Origin of the sequence: Bradyrhizobium sp. BRP22, assembly GCF_020194175.1 — a bacterium.
Classification (GTDB): Bacteria; Pseudomonadota; Alphaproteobacteria; order Rhizobiales; family Xanthobacteraceae; genus Bradyrhizobium.
In genome coordinates this window covers 155,706-170,997 of the sequence record NZ_JADYVX010000014.1, presented here as the reverse complement: position 1 = coordinate 170,997, position 15,292 = coordinate 155,706, and the positions used below count along the sequence as shown (strand labels likewise).

Below are 15,292 nucleotides of genomic sequence, written 5' to 3'. Positions count from 1 at the left end.
GGGTTGGGGCGGGCTTATATCAGACGTGCACGGCGGCGCGCACGCGGCCCGCATTACCGAACACGCGCACGTAACGCTCGACCTCGGAGGGGATGCCGGTCGCCTTCTCCGGATTATCAGAGAGTTTCACCGCCGGCCTGCCGTCGACCGACGTCACCTTGCAGACGATCGAGATCGGGTCGAGATCGGCGGAACCGTCAGGCGTGCAGCCGACGAAGTCATTGGTGAGGTTGGTGCCCCAACCGAAGCTGATGCGGACGCGGCCGGCGAAATGCCTGTGTGTTTCCTCGATCGAGTCGACATCCATGGCGTCGGAGAAGACTAGGAGCTTCTCCCTGGGATCGCGGCCCTTCTGCTTCCACCACTTGATGATCTCTTCGCCGGCGGCGATCGGCGGTGCGCTGTCCGGGCGAAAGCCGGTCCAGTCCGCGACCCAATCCGGCGCGTCGCGCAGGAACACCCGGGTGCCAAAGGCGTCGGGAAGGGCAACCAGCAGGTTGCCGCCATAAGTATGGCGCCACTGATCGAGGATGGCGTAGGGCGCCCAGCGCAGCTCTTCGTCCGAATTGGCCAGCGCCGCAGCCACCATCGGCAATTCATGCGCATTGGTGCCGATCGCTTCGAGGTCGTTGTCCATGGCGAGCAGCACGTTCGAAGTGCCGGTGAAGGACGGTCCCAGCCCCTCCTTCACGGCCTCGACGCACCAGCGCTGCCAGAGGAACCCGTGGCGGCGGCGGGTGCCGAAGTCCGACAGCCGCAAGCCGTCCAGCTTGCGCAGCCGCTCGACCTTGGCCCACAGCTTGGCCTTGGCGCGGGCATAGAGCACGTCGAGCGCGAAGCGGCCCTGGCCCTTCATCGCCGCGCGCGAGCGCAATTCGTTCAGGATCGCGAGCGCCGGGATCTCCCACATCGTGGTGTGGGTCCACGGCCCGTGGAAATGCAGTTCATACTGCCCGTCGACCTTGTGCAGCTCATATTCGGGCAGGCGGAAATTCGAAAGCCAGTTGATGAAGTCTGGCGAGAACATCTGGGTCTTGCCGTAGAACGTGTTACCGGCGAGCCAGATCAGTTCCTTCTTGCTGAAGCGGATGGTGCGGGCGTGGTCGAGCTGGGCGCGCAATTCGCCCTCGTCGATCACCTCGGCGAGCCGGACCCGGCTGGTGCGGTTGATCACCGAAAAGGTCGTGCGCGTGTCCGGATAGAATTCCCGGATCATCTGCAGCATCAACAGCTTGTAGAAATCGGTGTCGAGCAGGCTGCGCACGATCGGGTCGAGCCGCCAGCCATGGTTGTAGGTCCGGGTTGCAATATCCGTAAACGTCATGACGGAACTCTAGCCTGCCAAAAGCCGCCCAACCAGTAGGATTTGCCCAGAGCCAAAGCAGGGCAGCTCAGCGTGTTCCCTGTCTGATCCTGCCGACGGTGGCCTCTATCTCGGTCCAGGCCGGCTTGTCCGGGGCGAACTGCCGCCGGAGATAGGAGGCGAGCTGGGCAATCTGGCCGTCGGTCATGCTGTCCCTAAATCCCGGCATATAACCGAGATCGCTGGCTACAGGTTCGCGGATGCCGTGCAGGATCACCTGGATCAAATTGTCCGGGACCGAGCTGTGCAGATTGCTGTTCAAGGACAGGGATGGCCGGCTGCCGAACAAAGGCGGCCCGCCGACCTCGTGACAGACCGCGCACGCACCCTGGTAGAGGCGGGCGCCGATGGAGGCCGGCACAACCGCGCTCGTCGCCGTTGCGGCCTCGAGTTTCGCAACGACCGCCTCCCGTGCCGGCCTGTCTTTGGCCGTGTCATTGAAGGAGCCGAGATAGACGGCCATGGCGCGGATGTCTTGATCGGGCAGGGCGGCCAATTCCTTCACGACCGGCGTCATCGGCCCGGCCGCGACACCGTGGAAGCGGGATTGGCCGGTCCGCAAATAGGCGTAAAGCTCGTCCTCGCTCCAGGGGATCGGCGCTTTCGAAAGCGACGTCAGCGCCGGCGCCTCCCAGCCCTCGGCAAAGCCGCCGGCGAGATAGGCATGCTTGAGTTCGGCGCCGAGCGCGTTGCGCGGCGAATGGCAGGCGCTGCAATGGCCGAGACCTTCGACCAGATAGGCGCCGCGATTCCAAATCTCCGATTTGGTCGGATCGGGCTGGAATGTTGTCGTATCGTGGAACAGCGCATTCCATCCGGCGAGCAGCGGACGCAGGTTGAACGGAAACTTCAGTTCATGCTCCGGCGTTGTCGCGCGCACCGGCGCCTGGGCCATCAGGTAGGCATAGAGCGCCTGCAGGTCGGCATCGCTGGCCTTGGCGAAATGGGTGTAGGGGAAGGCCGGATAGAGATGCCGTCCGTCGCGATGGACGCCTTCGCGCATCGCGCGCTCGAACGCGGGATAGGACCACGCGCCGATGCCGGTCTCGACGTCAGGTGTGATGTTGGTCGCGTAGACGATGCCGAACGGCGTCTCCAGCGGCCGCCCGCCGGCATTGAGCATTCCGCCGGTTGGGGTATGGCACACGGCACAGGCGCCGAGTGCCGCCAGCTTCTTGCCGCGGGCGATGGTCGCGGCCGAATAGACCGACGCATCCGGCCGCGCGATCGGCGCGATCGCCCGCCACGGCAGCACGGCTGCGCCGATGCCGATGACGGCGGCACACAGTGCGGCGACGCCGGCAAGCAGGCCGGTGCGTTTTGCGAACGGCCTCTGCCATTTGTCCGGTGGAGCCGGCGGCGGAGGCGCCAACGCGGCCGGAGCAGTCGGTTGCTCACCGTGCAATCCCTTGAGGATGCGCTCCGGCGTGAACGGCAACTCCCGAAAACGAACACCGGTCGCATCATAGATCGCGTTCGCGATCGCGGCAGCGCTTGGCACGGAAGCGGACTCGCCGACACCGAGCGGCGGCTGGTCCTGCCGCGGCAACATCAGCACGTCGATCTTGGGAAGCTCGGGGAATTTGATGATGGGGTAGGCGCCCCATTCGCGCGCCGTCACCGCGCCGCGCTCGAACGAGACTTCCTCCATCAGCGCGCGGCTGGTCGACTGGATGACGTTGCCATGGATCTGGTGGCGCACGCCGTCCGGATTGATCATCAACCCGGAATCCTGCCCGGCCACCACGCGCGTCACGCTGACGTCACCGGTTGCCTTGTTGACCGCGACGTCGGCGATCCACGCCGACCATGCCGCACCATAGCCGGGGAACTTGCTGTGGACGTAGAGCGCATAGGCAAAGCCGCGCCCGCGCACGATGTCGCCGTCCGCGACCTTCTCCTCGCGCACCGGCCGCGGTTTCCAGCCGGCGCGTTCGGCAACCGCGTTGACGAGGTCGATGGCGCGTTTGTCCTTCAGGTAGCGCAGCCGGTATTCGATCGGATCGACGCCGGCTTCGGCTGCGAGCTCGTCGATATAGGATTCATGCGCAAAGGTGTTCGGCAGCGCCGAGACGCCGCGAAACCAGGAGGCGCGCACGATCGGCGGCATGTCGTTCGCGACCACGCGCATATGTTCGTAATCGTAAGGCGGGATCGCGGTGCGATCGCCCATCTCGAACACGGCTGGCGTCGGCGCGATCCTCCCGGTGAGCAGGAGCGCCAGTGTCGGCGCGCCATTCGAGGGATAGCGCGTGGCAAAATCGTAGGCGGCGACGCTGCCATCGGCATTCAGGCCGCCATTGACATCCATCAGTTGCGCGGTTCCCTTCGGCTCCCAGGCGTGCTCCTGCTCGCGCGTCAACTGCACGCGCACGGGACGGCCGACCGCGCGCGAGAGCAAGAGCGCATCCGCAGTGACGTCGTCGGCGCAGTTGCGGCCATAGCAGCCGGCCGCCTCCATCCTGATCACCTCGATCTCAGCTTCTGGCCGCTCGATCAGGAGTGCGAGGTCGCCGCGCAGGATGTGCGGGTTCTGCGTACCCGACCAGACGCGGATCGCGCCGTCGCGATAGTCCGCCACCGCGCAGGATGGGCCGATCGAGCCGTGCATCTGGTAGGGCCAGAGATAAGTCCGCTGCATCGGCTTTGCGGCGGCCTTGATCGCCGCGTCGACGTCGCCCTTGTCGAGCAATATGCGTGGCGTCGATGGATTCGCGCGCAGCGCCTGCTCGACATTATCGAGACCGGTCAGCGTCGGTCCCGGCTTCCAGGTGACCTTGAGCTGCGCCGCTGCTTTGATCGCGTTCTCCTCGCGCTCGGCGACGACGCCGACGAAGTCGCCGATCCGCACTACCGCGACAAGTCCAGGAATATCGCGCACCGCGCTTTCATCGACTGCAACCAGGCTGGTGCCGACGAACGGCCCGGCATCGACGCCGGCATAGGGCGGCCGCACCACGCGACCGTGGAGCATGCCGGGCACGCGCACGTCGTGGACATAGACCAGTTCGCCGGTCGCCTTGGCTGGCAGATCGACACGCGGCACCGAGCGGCCGACCACGGAGTAGGCGTCGACGGTCTTCACCGGCACATCGTCGGCGAGTTCGAGGCGAATGGTCTCGTCCGCGATCAGTTCGCCATAGGTGACGCTGCGGTTGTCCTTGCCGCGCACCAGACCATCCTCAATGGTCAGTGCTTCGGGTGACAGCGCCAGCCGCTCTGCTGCGCGCGCGACCAGAAAATGACGCGCCTGCGCTGCCGCCTTGCGGAGCGGCACAGCCGATATCTGCATGGTCTCGCTGGCGATCGTCGCGCCCTGGTTGGGCGTCTGCGAGGTATCGCCGAGCACCACGACGACGCGCGCAAAGGACACGTCGAGCTCTTCGGCAACGACCTGGCCGAGCGCGGTGCGGATGCCGGTGCCGAGATCGACATGACCGTTATAGGCGGTGACAAAGCCATCCGCGGTGATCTTGATGAAGGTCTCGAACGCGCCGTTCGCTTCCGATCGCCGAACGACGGATAGCGAGCCTTGCGGCCGCGTGGGATTGTCCTGCGACGCCATCAATCGCGCGCCCCGAGTTCGTGACCGGCCGCGCGCATGGCGGCGCGGATGATCTCGATATGCGCGCCGCAGCGGCAGAGATTGTAGCGCAGCGCCTCCAGCACCTCGTTTTCGGTCGGATGCGGGTTACGCGTGAGCAGCGCCTTGGTCGTGATGATCATACCATTGAGACAATAGCCGCATTGCGCGGCCTGCTCGGCGATGAAGGCTTGCCGCACGGGATCGGGACGTTCGCGCGTGCCGAGCCCTTCGAGCGTCACAATGTCGCGTCCGACGCAGCCCTCGATCGGGATCACGCAGGACCGCGCCGCGACGCCGTCGATCAGCACGGCGCAGGCGCCGCATTCGCCGAGCCCGCAACCATATTTCGGTCCGTTCAGTTCGAGATCGTTGCGCAGCACGTAAAGCAGTGCGGTGTCCGGAGCGGCGTCGACATCGAAAATCCTGCCGTTGACGGTCAGGCGCATCGTGCTCGTGGTCTCCAAAGGCTTCGATTAAGAGTTTCGATGATTGCGTTGCAAAATCGCGATCGCAAAATCGGCGAGCGGCGAGATCGGAGGATAACGTTTGTGTACAAACGTGCAAGCCATCAGCTTATTGCTGCACTGCGTTGCCCGCTTTCTGGACAAAGCGGGGAGGCAAATGAGGTTTTATTCGGCAGCCGTGGTTTTTCGCTATTGCAACCGCTTGACAGGCTTACCACCTGCGCGCAGGATCATTCGTATACGAACGATATGCCCGGCAGTTGATGCCGGGACTAGATGACGCCGCCTCCCAACACCAGGCTTGTTCGCGATGGCCGACGTTGCCACTTCTGACAAGATCCGCTGCGATGCCTGTCCGGTGATGTGCTACATCAAGCCCGGCGCGGCAGGCGCCTGCGATCGCTATGCCAATCACGACGGCAGGCTGGTGCGCGTCGATCCGCATATCGTGCTGTCGCGCGCGCTCGAGCATGGCGGGCGCGTGGTGCCGTTCCAGGCGAGCGGCGACTGGGATGGCAAGATCGTCCACCAAGGCGATATCTTCGTTACCGCGATCGGCGCGGGCACCACCTATCCCGATTACAAGCCGGCGCCGTTCATCGTGTCGTCGGAAATCGACGGCGTCGACATGGTCACGGTCGTGACCGAAGGCATCTTCTCCTATTGCGGCGTCAAGGTGAAGATCGACACCGACCGCTATCTGGGCCCGGAGACCGCCGCGGTGCGCGCGCAGGGCGAGGTGGTCGGGCATGTCACGACAAGCGAATATGGCTCGCAGATGCTGTCGCTCGGCGGCGTGCATCATCTGACTGGCGGCTCCAAGAAGGAGGGCCGCGTCACCTGCGACACGTTGATGGATCTTTCCAACTGCAAGCCGGTGGAACTTGTCATCGACGGCGGCGCCACGGTGGTGGTGCAGGCGGGCCAGGCGCCTGTCGTCAACGGCGTGCAGGAAGAGCGCATGCGGGTCGGCTGCGGCTCGGCGACCATCGGCATGTTCGCCAAGCAGTGGCACGGCAAGGTCGACGAGGTCGTCGTCGTCGACGACCACATCACCGGTGTGCTTTCGGAGCACCAGGCCGGCAAGCTGCTCGATATCGCCGACACCGGCATCAAGATGAAAGGCCGTCGCTCGACGCCCGGCCGCTATTTCCAGGTTGCCGAGCCCGGCACGGGCTGGGGCGGCACCAGGATCTCCGATCCGCTTTCCGTGCTGGGCCCGTTCGATCCCAAGGAAGCGCGGCCAGGGCTGACCATGCTGATGGTCTCGACGACAGGCGAGCACGCGGCCTATTACGTGCTCGACGAGGCGCTGCGGCCGATCGAGCAGGAGATGCCGCTTGACCTGAAATTCTCGGTCGAGCGCATCCAGGAGAATTGCGAGCCGGCGCTGTGCACCGTGCTGTTCATGGCCGGCGCCGGCGGTTCGCTGCGCGCCGGCGTCACCGACAATCCGGTGCGGCTGACGCGCTCGGTGAAGGAGGCACTGACCCGCGTCACCAGCGGCGGCGCGCCTGTCTATGTCTGGCCGGGCGGCGGCATCACCTTCATGGTCGATGTCACGCAGATGCCGGCCGGCGCGTTCGGCTACGTGCCGACGCCGGCGCTGGTCGCGCCGATCGAGTTCACGCTAAGACTTTCCGACTATGCGGCGCTCGGCGGCCACATGGATTATGTGCGGCCGCTGTCGTCGTTGCGAGACAGCGCGGAAATTCGACCCATGCCCTTCACTTCGGGGAGGCGACCATGACGAGACGTCCGCAAATCGCGCTTCTTCCGGATGGCAAGCGGCTGCATTTGCAGGACGGACCGATCGACTTGATCGTGGAGGCGACGGGAAGCGAGCTGGAGATTCGGGCGGCCTATGATGCCGCGGTGTGCCGCTTCACTGGCCTCCTGGATGGGCTCTGCATGGAGCTCGGCGAATTGCGCAAGGCGGCCCATCCGATGCACTGCGCCCTGGAAGGCGTGATCGCGCGGCGCATGCATGCGGCAGTCGTGCCATTTGCCGCTAATCGCTTCATCACGCCGATGGCTGCGGTCGCGGGCAGCGTGGCGGAGGAAATTCTCGGCGCGATGCTGGAGGCCGCGCGGCTCGATCACGCCTATGTCAATAATGGCGGCGACATCGCCTTGCATCTGGCCGGCGACGAGCAGTTCACCGTCGGCCTGATGGATCGCCCCGATAGCCATGGCCTGCTGCAGACCATGGTGATCCACGCCGACGATCCCGTCCGCGGCGTCGCCACCAGCGGTCGTCATGGCCGCAGCTTCTCTTTCGGCATCGCCGATGCCGTCACCGTGCTGGCGCGGACCGCCTCCGAAGCGGATGCCGCCGCAACCGTCATCGCCAACGCGGTCGACCTGCCCGGGCATCCGGCGATTGTCCGCCGCCCGGCAAACGAATTCCAGACTGACAGCGACCTCGGCCCCCGCCTGGTGACGCGGGAGGTCGGCGAATTGTCCGACCGCGAGATCGCTGATGCCCTTGAAGCGGGTGCGGTTTGCGCGCGACAATGTCTTGGCGCTGGACTGATCGAAGGGGCAGCGCTGCGCCTCTTCGGCGAGACCGTTATCGTGAGGGCGCAAGCGCTCAAGATACCGGAATCGCGACTCGTTCATGCAGGCGCGACAGAGAATGCGCGGGCCTGAGCAGGAACAGGGGCGGAAACGAACAGGGCTGACAACGATGAATGCCATCATTCGCAAGATCGTCACCGTGGTCGAGGAGACCCATATCGAGATGGGCAAGACCATCGTCCCGCCGACAAGGCGCGCGGCGGCGATCGCGGTGATCGAGAACCCCTTTGCCGGCCGCTATGTCGAGGACCTCTCGCCCCTGATTGCGATTGGCGAGGAACTCGGCGAATTGCTGTCGAAACGGGCGGTGGCGGCGCTCGGCATCGAGGGCTCCAAGGCGCATTCCTATGGAAAGGCCGCCGCCGTCGGCGAAAACGGCGAGCTCGAGCATGCGGCCGCGATCTTGCATCCGAAGATGGGTGCGCCCGTCCGCAAGGTCCTGGGTAAAGGAGCCGCATTGATTCCGTCCTCGAAAAAGCGTTCTGGTCCAGGCACGACGCTAGATATCCCGCTCGGCCACAAGGATGCGGCGTTTGTCCGCAGCCATTTCGATGGCATGGAGGTACAGATCAACGATGCGCCGCGGGCGGACGAGATCATGGTTGCGGTTGCGGTCACCGATTCTGGCCGGCCGCTGCCGCGTGTCGGCGGGCTGACGGTTGCGGAGATCAAGGGCGAAGACGGTTTGAGATAATTTTGTTGGACATCGGAGGGTAAGGGATGCGGAATTATTTGATTGGGGCAGGGCTCGCGGTCCTGGTTGCGGGCATGGCTGATGCCGCCATGGCCCAGAGCGAGATCAAGATCGGCGAGATCAACAGCTATTCGCTGTTGCCCGCCTTCACCGAGCCCTATCGCAAGGGCTGGCAGCTCGCGGTGGAGGAGATCAACGCGAGCGGCGGCATCAACGGCAAGAAGCTGGTCGTCATCTCCAAGGATGACAACGGCAAGCCGGCGGATGCGCAGACCGCGGCCAACGAACTGGTCTCGAGCGAGAACGTCGCGATGCTCGCGGGCACTTTCCTCTCCAACATCGGCCTTGCCGTCAGCGACTTCGCCAACCAGAAGAAGGTGTTCTTCCTCGCGGCCGAGCCGCTGACCGACGCCATCACTTGGTCGAAGGGTAACCGCTACACCTTCCGCCTGCGTCCCTCGAATTACATGCAGGCGGCAATGCTGGTCGAAGCCGCCGCAAAACTGCCGGCCAAGCGCTGGGCCACCATCGCGCCGAACTATGAATACGGCCAGTCCGCAGTCGCCGTGTTCAAGAAGCTGATGTCGGAGAAGCGCCCCGACATCGTCTGGGTCGACGAGCAATGGCCGCCGCAGGGCAAGATCGACGCCGGCCCCGTGGTACAGGCGGTCGCCGCCGCCAATCCGGAAGCGATCCTCAACGTCACCTTCGGCGCCGATCTGGTCAAGCTCGTGCGCGAGGGCAATACCCGCGGCCTGTTCAAGGACCGCGCGGTGGTCTCGTTCCTCACCGGCGAGCCGGAATATCTCGATCCACTGAAGGACGAGACGCCGGAGGGATGGATCGTCACCGGCTATCCCTGGTACGCGATCAATACGCCGGAGCACGACAAATTCCTGAAAGCGTATCAGGCGAAGTTCAAGGACTATCCGCGGCTCGGTTCGATCGTCGGCTACCAGACCATCAAGTCGGCGGCGGCGATCCTGACCAAGGCGAATTCGACCGATCCGGAGAAGCTGATCGCGGCGACCGAGGATTTGTCCGTGCCGTCGCCATTCGGCGAGATCACCTTCCGCAAGATCGATCACCAGTCGACTTTGGGTGCTTACGTCGGCAAGACCGCACTGAAGGACGGCAAGGGCGTGATGGTGGAGTCCTCCTACAAGAAGGGCTCCGATTATCTGCCCAGCGACGCCGAGATCGAAAAGCTCCGGCCGAAGGATTGATGAACGGGTCAGACTGGGCCTCATGGTTCGAGACGCGCGGCATTGCCGCGCTCCTCACCATGAGGGTCTCAGACCTCGTCCCGGAGTTCTGAGAGCTCCGGGAATTCAGACCTGATCCTGAGGAGGCCGCGTAGCGGCCGTCTCGAAGGATGCGCCACGCACTCGGAACCAAGTCACGTAGCCAACCACTCCAACCCGGATCGCCGATGGCCTTTTACGTCGTTCAGTTCCTGACCGGACTTGCCAGCGCCGCCTCGCTGTTCCTGGTCGCCTCTGGGCTGTCGATCATCTTCGGGGTGACGCGGATCGTGAATTTTGCGCATGGTGCCTTCTACATGCTCGGCGCCTATCTCGCCTTCACGCTGACCGAGCGCCTCGAAGGCGCGCTCGGCTTCTGGGGCGGCATCGTTGCCGCCGCGCTTGTCGTCGCCGTGGTCGGCGTGCTCGTCGAGATGGTGCTGCTGCGGCGGATCTATCATTCGCCCGAACTGTTCCAGTTGCTCGCGACCTTCGGCCTGACGCTGATGGTTCAGGATATCGTCGTGCTGATCTGGGGCCCGAGCGATCTGCTCGGCCGCCGCGCGCCCGGCTTCAAGGGCGCGGTCGATTTCTTCGGCCAGAGCGTGCCGAGCTATGACCTGTTCCTGATCGTGCTCGGCCCTGTCGTGCTCGGCGTTTTGTGGCTGCTGTTCCAGCGCACGCGCTGGGGCATTCTGGTGCGCGCGGCGACGCAGGACCGCGACATGGTCGCCGCGCTTGGCGTCAACCAGAAATGGCTGTTCACCAGCGTGTTTGCGGTCGGCGTCTTCCTTGCCGCGCTCGGCGGCGCGCTGCAGATTCCGCGCGATGCCGTGCATCACGCGATGGATCTGCGCATCATCGTCGAGGTCTTCGTCGTCGTCGTGATCGGCGGCCTCGGCAGCATCATCGGTGCCTTCGTCGCCGCCGTGCTGGTCTCCGAGCTCAACGCCTTCGGCATCCTGATCTTCCCGAAGATCTCCATCATCCTGGTCTTCCTGGTGATGGCGGTGGTGCTGATCGTCCGGCCATGGGGCCTGTTCGGCAAGCCGGAGGCACCGGCGCGCCGCACACCGGGCCTCACCGTCAATCCCTGGCGTCCCTGGACCTCGAACGAGCGGCTTGCCGCCGTTGCCGCGCTGATCGTGGCAGCGGGGCTGCCGTTCTTCGGCGGCAATTACGCGCTCACCGTCGGTTCGGAGATCGCGATCTTCGTGATCTTCGCCGTCAGCCTGCATTTCCTGATGTCGGTCGGCGGGCTCGCCTCCTTCGGCCATGCCGCCTATTTCGGCCTTGGCGCCTATGGCGTTGCCTTCCTCGCCAAGCTCGCAGGGTTGCCGATGATCGCCTGCCTGCTGCTCGGTCCGCTGCTCGGGCTCGTTGGCGCCGCCGTGTTCGGCTTCTTCGCCGTGCAGCTCTCCGGCGTCTATTTCGCGATGCTGACGCTCGCCTTTGCGCAGATCGTGTGGTCGATCGCGTTCCAATGGGTCGCGGTCACCGGCGGCGACAACGGCATCCTCGGCGTCTGGCCGGAGAAATGGGCGGCGAGCCCGTCGCATTTCTACTGGCTCTCGCTCGGCATCGCCGCGCTTGCGGTTCTGATCCTCCGTATCATCGTGTTCTCGCCGTTCGGCTTTGCGTTGCGGGCGACGCGGGATTCGCCGCTGCGGAGCGAGGCGATCGGCATCAACGGCAAGCGTATCCAATGGACCGCGTTCGTGATCGCGGGCACCGTAGCCGGCCTCGCCGGCGCGCTATTCGCATATCTGAAGGGCAGCGTCTTCCCCGACAACATGGGCATCTCGCTCTCGGTCGATGCGCTGGTCATGGTGCTGCTCGGCGGCGTCGAGACGGTGTTCGGCGGCGTCGTCGGCGCCATCGTCTACAAGGCGCTGAACATCTGGCTGGTCAGCCAGACCGATTGGTCGAAACTGGTGCTCGGCGCCTTCATCGTGCTGATCGTGGTCGCCTTCCCGAAGGGCATCGTGGGCACGCTGGAATCCATCCTCAACCGCCGCCGCAAATCGTCGTCATCGAACTCGCCGCTTCTCACCTCGCGCATCGAGACCGCCGAATGAGCATGGTCCCCACATTGCTGTCGGTCGAAGGCCTGACCAAGTCCTATGGCGGCGTGCACGCCGTGCGCGGCGTCTCCTTCGAACTGCGCGCCGGCGAGATCCTGGCGCTGATCGGTCCGAACGGCGCGGGAAAGAGCACCTGCTTCGACATGCTCAACGGTCAGAACACGCCGGATTCCGGCCGGGTCACGATCCTGGGCGAGGATACTTCCGGCAAGAAACCGCGCGCGATCTGGCGGCTCGGCGTCGGGCGCACCTTCCAGATCACCGCGACCTTTCCGACCATGACGGTGCGCGAGAACGTGCAGGTCGCGCTGGTCTCGCATCGGCACCAGCTCTTCAATCTCTGGAGCTCGACGCCCGGTTTTGCGCGCGACGAGTCTGGCCGGTTGCTCGATCTCGTCGGCATGGGCGCCTATGCCGAGCGACCTTGCGGCGAGCTCGCCTATGGCGATCTCAAACGGCTCGAGCTTGCAGTCGCGCTTGCCAACCAGCCGAAGCTGCTCTTGATGGACGAGCCGACCGCCGGCATGGCGCCGCGCGAGCGCATCGAGTTGATGCGGCTCACCGCCACGATCGCGCGGGAGCAGTCGATCGGCGTGCTCTTCACCGAGCACGATATGGATGTCGTGTTCGAGCACGCCGACCGCATCCTGGTGCTCAACCGCGGTGCGCTGATCGCAGAAGGCTCACCCGAGGAGGTCCGCGGCAATGCCCAGGTCCGCGCCATCTATCTAGGCGAGGGCCTGGTCTATGACGCGCGCCACCGCGAGGGAGCGCACTGATGAAGCTCCAGGTGAAGGACCTCAACAGCTTCTATGGCCCGGCGCATATCCTGTTCGATATCGCGCTCGATGTCGGCGAGGGCGAAGTGGTCGCGCTGCTCGGGCGCAATGGCGCCGGCAAGTCGACCACCTTCCGCTCCATCGTCGGCCTGGTCGAGAACCGCTCGGGTCGCATCGTGTTCGAGGGCAGGGACGTTTCACGCGAGCCGACACATGCGATCGTGCGCGGCGGGCTCGGCTATGTGCCGGAGGAGCGGCGCATCTTCACCGACCTGACAGTCGAGGAGAATCTCGAGGTTGGCCGTCAACCGAAGCGCGAGAACGCGCCATACTGGACGCGCGAGAAGCTGTTCGCGCTGTTTCCAAATCTCGGCGAGATGCGCGGACGTGCGGGCGGGCGCATGAGCGGCGGCGAGCAGCAGATGCTCACCATCGCGCGCACGCTGATGGGCAATCCATCGCTGGTGCTGCTCGATGAGCCGTCCGAAGGCCTGTCGCCGAAGATCGTCGAGCAGATGGTCGACGCGATCCTTGCCATGAAGAGGGAAGGCGTGAGCATCGTCGTCTCCGAGCAGAACCTGCATTTCGCGCGCCTGATCTCGGATCGCGCCTACATCATCGAGCGCGGCCGCATCTGCTTCGGCGGCACCATGGCCGAGCTCGACGCGCGGCCTGACATCCGCGACGCGCATCTGTCGCTGTGACAGGGGAGGGTCTAGTCATGGCCAGGAACGGGGTCGCGAAGCGCAGTCCGAAGCCGCAAAAGACCAGCTACATTCTGGACGAGCAGATCGGTTTCCTGCTGCGCCAGGTCTGGCAGCGCCACGCCACCATCTTCGCCCGCGAGATCGGCGTCGACCTGACGTCCCCGCAATGGGCGGCACTGTCGAAGCTTGCCGAGACCGGGCCATGCTCGCAGAACCAGCTCGGACGGCTGACGGCGATGGATGTCGCCACCATCAAAGGGGTCATCGACCGCCTCACCGCGCGGGGCCTGACCGAGACCAGTCCTGACCCCGAGGACGGCCGTCGTTTGCTGGTGAGCCTGACCCGCGCCGGCCACCTGACGGTCGAAAAAGCCGCGCCGAACGCGCTGGCGATCACGAAGGAAACGCTGGCGCCACTCGAAGGCAAGGAGCGGGAAACGCTGATCGCGCTGCTGAGCAAACTGCGCTGAAACGATCGACATGCGCGTTAACGTCGGCGGAACAAAAGCCCGCGGCTTACATTGGAACATTCAATAGGCGGGCAGGAGGAACCAACAGGAGTTCCCCCAATGAGGATGAATTGGCTTTATACGACAGCAATCGCCCTGACGATTGGAGCCGGCGCGGCGATTGCGCAGGCGCCGGATCAATCGCAGCGGCGCGAGGATAGCCCCCACGCACAGACGCCGGCGGCTCAGTCGAAAGATATGGATCGTTCGGGCGCTCAGTCCAGGGACGTCCAATCCAGGGACATGGATCGTTCCGGCGCGGCCGATCGGATGAAGGAGCGCACTCAATCCGAACAGAAGGGCGGCGGCAGGGATATGCAACGTGGCGAGAGCCAGTCCCCGGGTGAGCGAGGCAAGCAGGCTCAGGAGCCGCAAGGGCGTGACAGCAGGGAGCCGACCCGGCAAACCCAGGATCAGGATCGCCGTGATCGTCCGGCGGCAGGCACCAGGCAGCAGAGCCGGGACGAGCAGCGCGGCCGTGATTCCGATCAGGCCACCGAACAGCAGCGGGGCCGTGGAGACCAGACCGGACGGGACCGCGCGCAGGACACTCGGCAGCCCGCCGATAGCAGACAGCAGACGCAGCAGCAGATGGACCGCGACCGCAGGGATCAGCGTGATCAGGCGGCCCAGCCCTCGGGCACGTCCACGCAGCAGGGTGCGCGGCCGACCGACACCACCCAGGACCAGGGCGCCAGAACCGGACAGGCTGGTCAGCGTGCCGCAAACGTCAATGACGACCAGCGCAGGCAGATCGTGGACCAGCTGCGGCGCGAGCGGACGGCGACCCGGACCTCCAATGTGACGGTCAATATCGGACAGCGGTTGCCGCCGGGCATCCAGCCGCACCGGCTGCCTGGGGACATCGTGCGGATCGTTCCACAATATCGCGACTACGATTACACGCTCGTCGACGACCGGGTCGTCATCATCGATCCGCGCCGGCGCGAAGTCGTCGACATCCTCGACGATAGGCCGGGCTACGGTGGCGTCGCAGCCTACGGCCGCGAGCGCATCGTCATCAGCGACGATATGCGTCCGAGGTTCAGGGAGTTGGTGCGGGGTTCGTCGGCCACGGTCGGTGCGACGGCGCCGTCGGGCGGCATGTCGGCATCGAATTGCCTGTCGCTGCAGCCGGTGCCGGAGGAGATGGTGCGCAACAATCCCGATCTCGGCAACTACCGCTATCTCGCCGTTGGCGACCAGATCGTGCTGGTCGATCCGCAGCAGCAGAAGGTCGTGCAGGTGATCGATTGAAGCATCTTCACCCTCTCGCCGTTCT

Annotated in this window: 13 protein-coding genes; 10 read left to right on the top strand and 3 right to left on the bottom strand. The window is 64.9% G+C overall.

The genetic code is table 11. From position 1 onward, the window contains the following. Positions 1-19: 19 nt before the first annotated feature. The 3 genes from pncB to I6F35_RS19465 all read right to left on the bottom strand — a co-directional run bounded on the left by pncB (position 20) and on the right by I6F35_RS19465 (position 5,395). Positions 20-1,324, bottom strand: coding sequence for a nicotinate phosphoribosyltransferase (gene pncB, locus I6F35_RS19475; protein ID WP_225119283.1), 1,305 nt, complete (start codon positions 1,322-1,324; stop codon positions 20-22). A gap of 67 nt (positions 1,325-1,391) precedes the next feature. After that, complete coding sequence (locus I6F35_RS19470; RefSeq protein WP_225119282.1) at positions 1,392-4,928, bottom strand: molybdopterin cofactor-binding domain-containing protein; 3,537 nt, start codon at positions 4,926-4,928, stop codon at positions 1,392-1,394. After that, on the bottom strand, positions 4,928-5,395 hold the full coding sequence (locus tag I6F35_RS19465; RefSeq protein WP_225119281.1) for a (2Fe-2S)-binding protein: 468 nt from the start codon (positions 5,393-5,395) through the stop codon (positions 4,928-4,930). The genes I6F35_RS19470 and I6F35_RS19465 overlap by 1 nt, the downstream gene beginning before the upstream one ends. A 39-nt stretch (positions 5,396-5,434) precedes the next feature. Here I6F35_RS19465 and I6F35_RS19460 point away from each other — a divergent pair, with 39 nt between their 5' ends. The 10 genes from I6F35_RS19460 (at position 5,435) to I6F35_RS19415 (ending at position 15,267) form a co-directional block, all read left to right on the top strand. Continuing rightward, positions 5,435-5,677 carry a hypothetical protein gene (locus I6F35_RS19460; protein ID WP_225119280.1) on the top strand — a complete coding sequence of 81 codons (243 nt, stop codon included), beginning with the start codon at positions 5,435-5,437 and terminating at the stop codon, positions 5,675-5,677. 46 nt (positions 5,678-5,723) lie between these two features. Continuing rightward, the gene (locus I6F35_RS19455) at positions 5,724-7,163 is read left to right on the top strand and encodes a 6-hydroxynicotinate reductase (RefSeq protein WP_225119279.1); all 1,440 of its coding nucleotides are present in this window, start codon (positions 5,724-5,726) and stop codon (positions 7,161-7,163) included. Beyond that, positions 7,160-8,065 (top strand): UPF0280 family protein, encoded by a 906-nt coding sequence (locus I6F35_RS19450; RefSeq protein ID WP_225119278.1) that lies wholly within the window; start codon positions 7,160-7,162, stop codon positions 8,063-8,065. Before I6F35_RS19455 ends, I6F35_RS19450 begins: the two co-directional genes overlap by 4 nt. A 37-nt stretch (positions 8,066-8,102) precedes the next feature. After that, positions 8,103-8,687, top strand: coding sequence for an amino acid synthesis family protein (locus I6F35_RS19445; RefSeq protein WP_225119277.1), 585 nt, complete (start codon positions 8,103-8,105; stop codon positions 8,685-8,687). Between the two features lie 26 nt (positions 8,688-8,713). Further along, positions 8,714-9,913: an ABC transporter substrate-binding protein gene (locus tag I6F35_RS19440; RefSeq protein WP_225119276.1), complete on the top strand. Its 1,200-nt coding sequence runs from the start codon at positions 8,714-8,716 to the stop codon at positions 9,911-9,913. Between the two features lie 206 nt (positions 9,914-10,119). Continuing rightward, positions 10,120-12,009 carry an ABC transporter permease gene (locus I6F35_RS19435; RefSeq protein ID WP_225119275.1) on the top strand — a complete coding sequence of 630 codons (1,890 nt, stop codon included), beginning with the start codon at positions 10,120-10,122 and terminating at the stop codon, positions 12,007-12,009. Further along, positions 12,006-12,794, top strand: a complete 789-nt coding sequence (locus tag I6F35_RS19430) for an ABC transporter ATP-binding protein (protein WP_225119274.1) — start codon at positions 12,006-12,008, stop codon at positions 12,792-12,794. Before I6F35_RS19435 ends, I6F35_RS19430 begins: the two co-directional genes overlap by 4 nt. After that, a complete protein-coding gene (locus tag I6F35_RS19425; RefSeq protein ID WP_225119273.1) occupies positions 12,794-13,498 on the top strand; it encodes an ABC transporter ATP-binding protein in 705 nt (234 codons plus the stop codon). The genes I6F35_RS19430 and I6F35_RS19425 overlap by 1 nt, the downstream gene beginning before the upstream one ends. Positions 13,499-13,515: 17 nt before the next feature. Continuing rightward, positions 13,516-13,971, top strand: coding sequence for a MarR family winged helix-turn-helix transcriptional regulator (locus I6F35_RS19420; protein ID WP_225119272.1), 456 nt, complete (start codon positions 13,516-13,518; stop codon positions 13,969-13,971). 99 nt (positions 13,972-14,070) lie between these two features. Continuing rightward, entirely contained in the window at positions 14,071-15,267 is a 1,197-nt protein-coding gene (locus I6F35_RS19415; RefSeq protein WP_225119271.1) for a DUF1236 domain-containing protein, read from the top strand. Positions 15,268-15,292: the final 25 nt, after the last annotated feature.